General features: G+C 71.5%; 6 protein-coding genes and 1 pseudogene. 1 reads left to right on the top strand and 6 read right to left on the bottom strand.

Features of this window, described 5'->3' with window-relative positions:
* Positions 1–230: 230 nt before the first annotated feature.
* Positions 231–2,216: a YhgE/Pip domain-containing protein gene (locus tag G3N18_RS15100; RefSeq protein WP_196385086.1), complete on the top strand. Its 1,986-nt coding sequence runs from the start codon at positions 231–233 to the stop codon at positions 2,214–2,216.
* A gap of 283 nt (positions 2,217–2,499) precedes the next feature.
* On the opposite strand, the gene ccsB is transcribed toward G3N18_RS15100, so the two are convergent.
* The 6 genes and pseudogenes from ccsB to G3N18_RS15070 all read right to left on the bottom strand — a co-directional run.
* Positions 2,500–3,630 (bottom strand): c-type cytochrome biogenesis protein CcsB, encoded by a 1,131-nt coding sequence (gene ccsB, locus G3N18_RS15095; protein ID WP_196385085.1) that lies wholly within the window; start codon positions 3,628–3,630, stop codon positions 2,500–2,502.
* Between the two features lie 10 nt (positions 3,631–3,640).
* Positions 3,641–5,440: a cytochrome c biogenesis ResB family protein gene (gene resB / locus G3N18_RS15090; protein ID WP_196385084.1), complete on the bottom strand. Its 1,800-nt coding sequence runs from the start codon at positions 5,438–5,440 to the stop codon at positions 3,641–3,643.
* The gene (locus G3N18_RS15085) at positions 5,421–6,236 is read right to left on the bottom strand and encodes a cytochrome c biogenesis protein CcdA (protein WP_196385083.1); all 816 of its coding nucleotides are present in this window, start codon (positions 6,234–6,236) and stop codon (positions 5,421–5,423) included. Before G3N18_RS15085 ends, resB begins: the two co-directional genes overlap by 20 nt.
* A gap of 25 nt (positions 6,237–6,261) precedes the next feature.
* On the bottom strand, positions 6,262–6,861 hold the full coding sequence (locus tag G3N18_RS15080) for a TlpA family protein disulfide reductase (protein ID WP_196385082.1): 600 nt from the start codon (positions 6,859–6,861) through the stop codon (positions 6,262–6,264).
* On the bottom strand, positions 6,861–7,490 hold the full coding sequence (locus G3N18_RS15075; RefSeq protein WP_196385081.1) for a histidine phosphatase family protein: 630 nt from the start codon (positions 7,488–7,490) through the stop codon (positions 6,861–6,863). The genes G3N18_RS15080 and G3N18_RS15075 overlap by 1 nt, the downstream gene beginning before the upstream one ends.
* A gap of 76 nt (positions 7,491–7,566) precedes the next feature.
* A pseudogene (locus G3N18_RS15070) lies at positions 7,567–8,137 on the bottom strand (hypothetical protein); the annotation flags it as partial.

Genomic DNA, 8,137 nt, shown 5'->3' with positions numbered 1-8,137 from the left:
CGCGACGCCGCCGAGCGCGCGGCATCCGCTCCCCGCCGGCGAAGGTCGCGCCACGGTGAGACGGCCGGCGGCCCAGGTCGCCCCCTCACGATCGTCGCCTCGGCGCGACGCGAGGGCGCCGCGCTCGACCTCCTCTCCGACGCGCACCGACCCGGAGTGAGCGCGCTCGCGCTGACCGCGGGCTCCGCATCGGCTCCCGCTTCCGCTTCGACCTCCTCGCAGGTGATCTCATGACCCTCTCCCTCGAGCGCGCGCGTTCGCGCCGTCCCGTGACCTGGCTGACCCTGATCGGCATCGTGCTGCTGCCGGTCGTGATCGGTGGCATCCTCGTCGCCGCCCTGTACGACCCGGTCGAACGTCTCGACGGCATGCGCGCCGCGATCGTGAACAACGACGAGCCGGTCACCGTCAACGGACAGCTCGTGCCGCTCGGCCGCCAGCTCGCGGCCGGGCTCGTCGGGGGTTCGGACGATCTGCCGTCGAACCTCGACTGGACGATCTCGAACACCGACGACGCCGCGGCCGGCCTCGCCGACGGCACCTACGACGCCGTCATCACGATCCCCGCGAACTTCTCCGCGGCCGCGACGTCGACCGCGGGCGCCTCGGACGGGTCGGGCGGCACCCCCGAGAAGGCGACGATCTCGGCGCAGACCTCGCCCGACAGCCTCATCGTCGACGACGCGATCACCTCGCAGGTGGCGAGCGCTGCGGCATCCGTGCTCGGCACGCAGCTGTCGACCGTCTACCTCGAGAACGTCTTCCTCGGGTTCACGACACTCGGTGACAAGCTCGGCGAGGCCGCGACCGGCGCCCACCAGCTCGCCGACGGGGCCGCGCAGGCCTCCGCCGGCGCCGCGCAGCTGCCGGCCGGGGCGACCGCGCTCGCGAGCGGTGCCACCCAGCTCGGCGAGGGGGCGACGGAGCTCTCGGGCGGCCTCACCCAGCTCGCCGACGGCACCCGTCAGTCCGCGGGCGGCGCCGGCCAGCTCGCCGCGGGTCTCGGACAGCTGTCGGGTCAGCTCACCTCCACCGCTCCCGACACTCTCGGCGGGGCGGCCGCCACGAACGTCTCGTACACGAATGCCGCCGCGACGGCCACGCAGGGCCTCGCCGGCACCTACCAGACGCTCCTCGCCGCCAACAACTGCATCCCGCCCGCGACGCCGACGACGCCCGAGCAGGGCGCCGTGTGCCTCGCCCTCGGGCAGCTGGCGACCGGCATCACCGACTCCGCCACGAATGCGGGATACTCGGCGGGCTACGCTGCGGGCGTGCAGAAGGGGCTCGGCACCGCGGCCGCGGGCATCGACCAGCTCACCGCCGGCGCGAGCGGACTGCAGTCGGGACTCGGCACCATCGCCGACGGCCTCGACCAGTCGGCGACCGGGGCCACCGGGCTCGCCTCCGGCGCCGCGCAGCTCTCCGCCGGGGGAACCCAGCTCGCCGATGGCGCGACCTCGCTCGCCGATGGCGTGAGCGCGCTCAGCACCGGAACGGCGTCGCTCGCCGACGGCCTGACCCAGGCATCCGCCTCGATCCCCTCGTACACCGATCAGCAGGCGAAGGACCTCGCGTCGGTCGTGGCGGACCCGGTGCGCGCCGACGGCGCGAGCACGACGCTGTTCGGAGCGTCGGCGATCCCGTTGCTGGCGATGCTGGCGCTGTGGTTCGGCGGTCTCGCATCGTTCATCGTGCTGCAGGCGGTGCCGCGGCACGCGCTCAGCTCGCGCCGCTCGTCGGTGCTGCTGGCGCTGCGCGCCTTCGCCCCGGCCGCCGCGATCGGCGCCGTGCAGGGTCTGCTCGTCGCGCTGGTGGTGCAGCTGGCCGCCGGCTATGACGCGGGCGCGTGGTGGACCTTCGCGGGTCTCGCCGTCGTCGCCGGGATCGCCTTCGCCGCCGTCAACCAGGCTCTCGTCGCCGTGTTCGGCGGCGCGGGACGGTGGGTGTCTGCGCTCATCGGGGTGCTGGCGGTCGCGACCGGGATCGTCTCGACGGTGCCGGGTGTCCTCGCCGCGGTGGCGGGGCTCATGCCGACGACGCCGGCCTACACCGCGATGCTCGCCGCGCTGACCTCGGCGGGCGGCCTCGGCGCGGGACTCGCCGGCATGATCGTGTGGGCCGCGCTCGCCCTCGTCGTGACCATCATCGCCGTGGCGCGCCGCCGCACGGCGAAGCCATCGACGCTGCTGCAGCCCGCCCCCGCGCTGGCGTAGCCACCGCGGCCGGCGGCGGCTTCCCGTTGGCGCCACAGAAACCAGCATCCGCGCCAGGCTAACCCTGTAGCGGATGCCGGTTCCTGGTGCGGTACCAGCCTGCCGCGCACAATCCTGTAGCGGATGCCGGTTGCTGGCGCCTGGGCTGTGGTCCGCAGCCGACTCAGCCACCACAGGCTCACAGAGACGCGGCGCGCTACAGAAACCGGCATCCGCGGCAGGTTAAACCTGTGGCGGATGCCGGTTCGTGGCGCGGGGACGGGCGCGCGGGGCGCGGGGTGCCTCAGTTCAGGCCGCTGTAGACGTGCAGGCCCTTAAAGAACATGTTCACGATCGTGAAGTTGAACATCACGGCACTGAACCCGATGATCGACAGCCAGGCCGAACGCGTGCCGCGCCAGCCGCGGGTCGCGCGCGCGTGGATGTATCCCGCGTAGAGCACCCAGATGACGAAGGTCCAGACTTCCTTGGTATCGAATCCCCAATAGCGGTTCCAAGCATCATTGGCCCAGATCGCCCCCGCGATGAGGGTGAAGGACCAGAACATGAAGCCCATGATGGCGAACCGGTAAGCGAGGGATTCGAGGGCGTCCGCGGAGGGCAAAGTACGCAGGAAGCGCGGGCCGGTCCTCACGGGGTTCGCCGGCGTCTCCGCGACGACGGACGCCTCGGCATCCCGCTCCTCCGCGGCGACCGCGTCGGCTGCGATCGCGAGCCGCTCCCGCCGCGCCTGCAGCAGCTGCAGCACCGACAGCGCGAACGCGAGGGCGAACAGGGCCGTCGCGAGCGACGCGACGAACACGTGGATGACGAGCCACACGCTCTTCAGCGGGTCGGACAGCGGCACCACGATCGTGTAGAACCAGATCGCCGTCGCGCCGAGCAGCACGGTCACGAGGCCCGTGATGAACGTTCCGAGGAAGCGCAGGTCGTAGCGCAGCAGCACCACGAGGTAGACGGCGACAATGAGCATCGTGCCAGTCAGGGCGAACTCGTACATGTTCGACCACGGCACGCGCCCCGCCGCGATGCCGCGGGTGATGTCGGCGGCGACGTGGAACAGGAATCCGAGCACCGTCAGCGATGTGCCGATGCGCGCCCACACGTAGCGCTTGCGCGCCGAGGGCCGGGCTTCGAGGTCGATCGCCGCGGCGTCTTCTTCGGCGCGCACGCGCGAGACGGCCGATCCGTCCGAGCCGACGCGGGCACCACCGACGGCGCCCGAGGCGGCCGCACCGACGAGTTCGCGCGCGCGTGCGGCATCCGTCGCGGCGGCGTCCTTGTGCTGCAGCGCGAGGTCGGAGCGGCGTGCGAGGTCGACGGCGTAGGCGATGAAGGCGAGCGCGTAGATCGCGATGGCCGTCCAGACGAGCAGAACCGAGACGGCGTCGAGCGAGAAGTCGGAGGCGGGCATGGCGTCCAGTCTACGCGGGGGTGTGCGTGTCGTCCGTGGCCCGAACGGGCGCGGAAGCGGTCGGATCGGTGCGGGCAGTGGATGCCCCGGCCGACGCCGCACTCGATGCCCCGGCGGATGCCCCGGTGGGCCATCCCTCGGCATCCAGAGCCTGCCCGTGGGTGCGCTGCAGATCGGCGACGGCGACGCCGAGCGCGGGGTCTTCGCCGCGGGCGAGACCGGCGTACTCGATCGCGACGGCGCCGTCTCCCGTCGGAACGGCCTTCACCCAGAGACGGCGACGGGGCACGAACAGCGCGGCGAGCAGCCCGAGCAGGGCGATCACGGCGAACAGCAGCACGAACGGGGCGCCGACGTCACGGTGGATCGACAGCGACACGTAGCGCTTCACGGTCTCGGCGCCGCCGGTCGCGGTGTTGTCGTCGAACGTGATCGTGCCGAGGCCGTCCGGCAGGTCGACGGTCTGCCCGGGCTCGAGCTTCAGCGAGTCGACGCCGATCGAGCGTCCGGTGAGCTGGGTCATGCCGCTCGTGTCGAGGGCGTAGACGTTGCGCGGGGTGCCGTCGTCGATGCCGAGGTCGCCGACGTAGACGTCGACGGTGAGGAGCGGGTTCGCGAGCGCCGGGTAGGCCGAGGTGAACGCCCCCGAGTGCAGCGTCGCGGCGGTCGGGTAGAAGAAGCCGACGAGGCCCACCTGTTGCGCGAGACCGTCGGGCACCTTCACGACGCCGAGCGAGGTCATGTTCGTGTCTTGCGGCAAGAACTCGACGTCTTCGCGGAACACCACGTCGCCCGCAGGGTTTCGCACCGTGATCGTCGGCGCGTAGCCGTTGCCCATGAGATACACGCGGTCGCCGGCCATGTCGACCGGGTGGTTGACGCGCACGGTCTGCTGCTTCGCGTCTTGCCCCGGCTGTCGCGTGGTGAGGTTCGCGGCGAAGTCGCCCGCCATCCCCTGACCCGCCTCGCCCACCGGCACGTACGACACGTCGAAGCTGTCGAGGGTCAGCGAGTACGGCGACAGACTCTCGGTGTCGACGAAACGGCCCGGGTTGAACGACGTGTACCCGAGGCCGAGCGAGTTGACGAAGCTGTCCCCCTCGACGATCACGGTCTGCCCCGTATAGGTGAGCCCGCCGCCGACCCCGACGGCGATCAGCACGCCCACGAGCGCGCCGTGGAAGACGAGGTTGCCGGTCTCTCGCGCATAGCCGCGCTCGGCCGACACGGATGCCACGGCCGGGCGCGTGCCCGTCGCGGGCGCGTCGTACCGCTCGACGCGGTACCCGGCCTTGCGCAGCTGCGCTTGGGCGAGGTCGACGGCGCGGGATGCCGCGGCCTCGGCATCCTCACCCGCGGGAACCACTCGCACGGCTTCGGTGTAGTCGTCGAGCCGCGACAGCCGCGCGGGGGTGCGGGGAGGGCGGGCGCGCAGGGCCTTGAAGTGGTGCGTCGTGCGCGGGATGACGCAGCCGATCAGCGAGATGAACAGCAGGATGTAGATCGCCGAGAACCACGCCGACGAGTACACGTCGAACAGCTGCAGGTGATCGAGGATCGGGTACAGGTCGGGGTTGTTCGTGCGGTACTGCGTGACGCCGTTCGGGTCGGCGGTGCGCTGGGGCACGATCGAGCCGGGGATCGCGGCGATCGCGAGCAGCAGCAGCAGCACGAGCGCCGTCCGCATACTGGTCAGCTGGCGCCAGCCCCACCGCAGCCAGCCGACGAGACCGAGGCGCGGCTGCGCGATGCGCTCGACGCCGTCGGCGTGATCGGACGGGCGGAGCGGATCAGAGAGGGAGTTCGACACTGCCGATCACCCCCTGCAGCTGCGACATGACCGACGTCCAGACGCCGGTGACCATGAGAAGACCGAGGATCACGAGCAGCACGCCCCCGATGATGTTGACGACGCGGATATGCCGACGCAGGAATGCGACCGAGCGAGTGGCCCAGCCGAACCCGATCGCGAGCAGCAGGAACGGGATGCCGAGGCCCAGCGAATACGCGACGGCGAGCGCGACCGCGCGCCACGGATCGGCCTGCGTGAGCGAGATGGAGAGGATCGCGGTGTAGGTGGGGCCGATGCACGGCGCCCAGCCGATGCCCATCGCGACGCCGAGAAGCGGCGCCCCCAGCAGCCCGAGACCCGACCGCACCTGCGGCTTGACGGTGCGCTGGGCGAACCCGAACACTCCGAGGAAGACGAACCCCATCACGATCACGACGACGCCGAGCACGCGCGTGATCGCGTCTTGGTACTGGACGAAGAACCGGCCGAGCGATCCGGCGAGCACGCCCATCGCGACGAACACGACCGTGAACCCCGCGATGAACAGGAGCACGCCCGCGAGCAGTCGCCCCCGCCCTGCGACGCGGGTCACAGACTCCGCAGAATCGCGCGAACTCCGCACAGAATCGCCGGAATCCTGCGAAGTACGTGGATTCCTGCGGGTTTCGAGGCCGACGGAGCCCCCGAGAAAGCCGAGGTAGCCCGGAACGAGCGGCAGCACGCACGGCGAGAGGAACGAGACGAGCCCCGCGAGCATCGCGATCGGCAGCGCCAGCCACAGCGCGCCGTCGAAGACGATCGAGCCGGCGTTCACGAGAGCCCGCTCACGACAGAGGGCCTCACGACGTCTCGGCGAGCACGTCGTCGACGACGGTGCGCAGGATCGAGCCGCTCTCGATCTGGCCGATGAACCGCGCCGCGACGCGGCCCTGCTTGTCGAGCACGAGAGTGATCGGCACCGACTGCAGCGGCGTCCAGTCGACGAAGGCGAGCTTGAGGTCGGCGTCTTCCTTCGCGATGAGCGACGGGTAGGTGATGCCGTAGGTCTGCTCGAAGGCGGTCGCCTGCTCGGGGCCGTCGTAGATGTTCACGCCCAGAAAGCGCGCACCCTTCGCCGAGACCGTCTGGTAAGTGTCTTCCAGAGTGGATGCCTCGGCACGGCACGGTCCGCACCCGGCGTACCAGAAGTTCATGACCAGCACGGTGTCGGCGTAGTCGGCGCTCGTGACGGTGCTGCCGTCGACCGCCGTACCCGAGAAGTCGACGGCGGCTCCCCGCTGGTCGACCGGGATCTCTTGCACGCGACCGTCGCCCGAGATGAAACCCTGGCCCCCGCCCTGCTGGTACTGCTCGACGAGCCCGTCGTTGGCGCTCGTGCACGCGGTCAGGGTCGCGGCGAGTGCGAGGGCGGCGACCGAGGCCCAGATTCTGCGGCGCATCAGACGGCTCCCACATCGACGCTGCCGGCGGTGACCGCGGGCTCGGCGTAGTCGACCTCGACCCACTCGCGGCCGCGCCGCTCGAAGCTCGTCACGCTCGACAGTGCGCACCGGCGCTTGCGCGGATCGTGGCGCAGCGGCTCGCCGGCGACGGCGAGGTGGGTGATCCAGATGGGCAGCTGGTGCGAGACGATCACGACGTCGCCGCCGTCTTCTTGCCCCCAGGCGTCGCGCATCGCGGCATCCATCCGCTGCACGACCTCGAGGTAGGGCTCGCCCCACGTCGGAATCGACGGGTCGCGCAGGTACCGCCAGTTGGCGGGGCTCAGCACGGCGCGGCGCATCTGCTTGCCCTCGAACACGTTGGTCGGCTCGATGACGCGCTCGTCGATGATCGGGGTGAGTCCGAAGGCCGCGGTGAGGGGCTCGGCCGACTCACGGGTGCGCTGCAGCGGCGAGGCGTACAGGGCGCTGACGGGGCGGTCGAGGCCCCGCAGGTGCGCGGCCGCGGCGGCGGCCATCCGGCGACCCTCGGCGCTCAGCGCGAAGTTCGGCAACCGCCCGTACAGCACGCGATCGGGGTTGTAGACCTCCCCGTGGCGCACGAGGTGAAGGCGATCGGCGGGCATCCCTCAAGTCTACGGGGGCGGTGGTTGTGGGCGGGCTGAGAGCATACGCACAGGTTCGGGCGCAGGCCCGCCCCGGTCAGTGCTGGGTCATCATCCCCAGGCACGGGCCGAGCACGATGATCCAGACCGCAGCGACGATGATGAGCACGCCCGTCGCGAACCTGCGGGTCTTCGGGAAGAACATCATCACGATCGCCGCGACGGCGATGAGCACGAACGGCACGAGGAAGCCGGTCACGCCGCCGACGCTCAGCAGCCCCATCGCCACGAACAAGGCCAGCACGTGCGCACCGCACCCGATGCCCGCGCCCGCACCCACACCGAGCGGCTTGGCCGCCGGCTGCGCGGCATAGGCCGCCTGCCCGTATGCACCCGGCGGGTACGCGCCCGGCGGGTAGGCACCTGACGGGGAGGGCTGCTGCGGGGCCGCGCCGGGTGGGTAGGCGCCCGGTGGGTAGGCGCCCGGAGGGTACGCGCCGGGTGCGTACTGGCCCGCCGGGTACTGTGCGGGCGGATACGGGCCGGCCGGATACTGCTGCCCCGGCTGCGACGCCGGGGGCGGCGTCGGCTGCTGCCCCGTGGCCTGCACGGACGGCTCTGTCTCCGGCGGCGCGGCGGAATCGTCCGCCGGCTGCGCGGGCGGCTCG

This window comes from Microbacterium paulum (genome assembly GCF_015707995.1).
GTDB classification, from domain to species: domain Bacteria; phylum Actinomycetota; class Actinomycetes; order Actinomycetales; family Microbacteriaceae; genus Microbacterium; species Microbacterium paulum.
The sequence above is the reverse complement of the archived record's forward strand: the minus strand, read 5'-3'. Positions and strand labels throughout refer to the sequence as shown.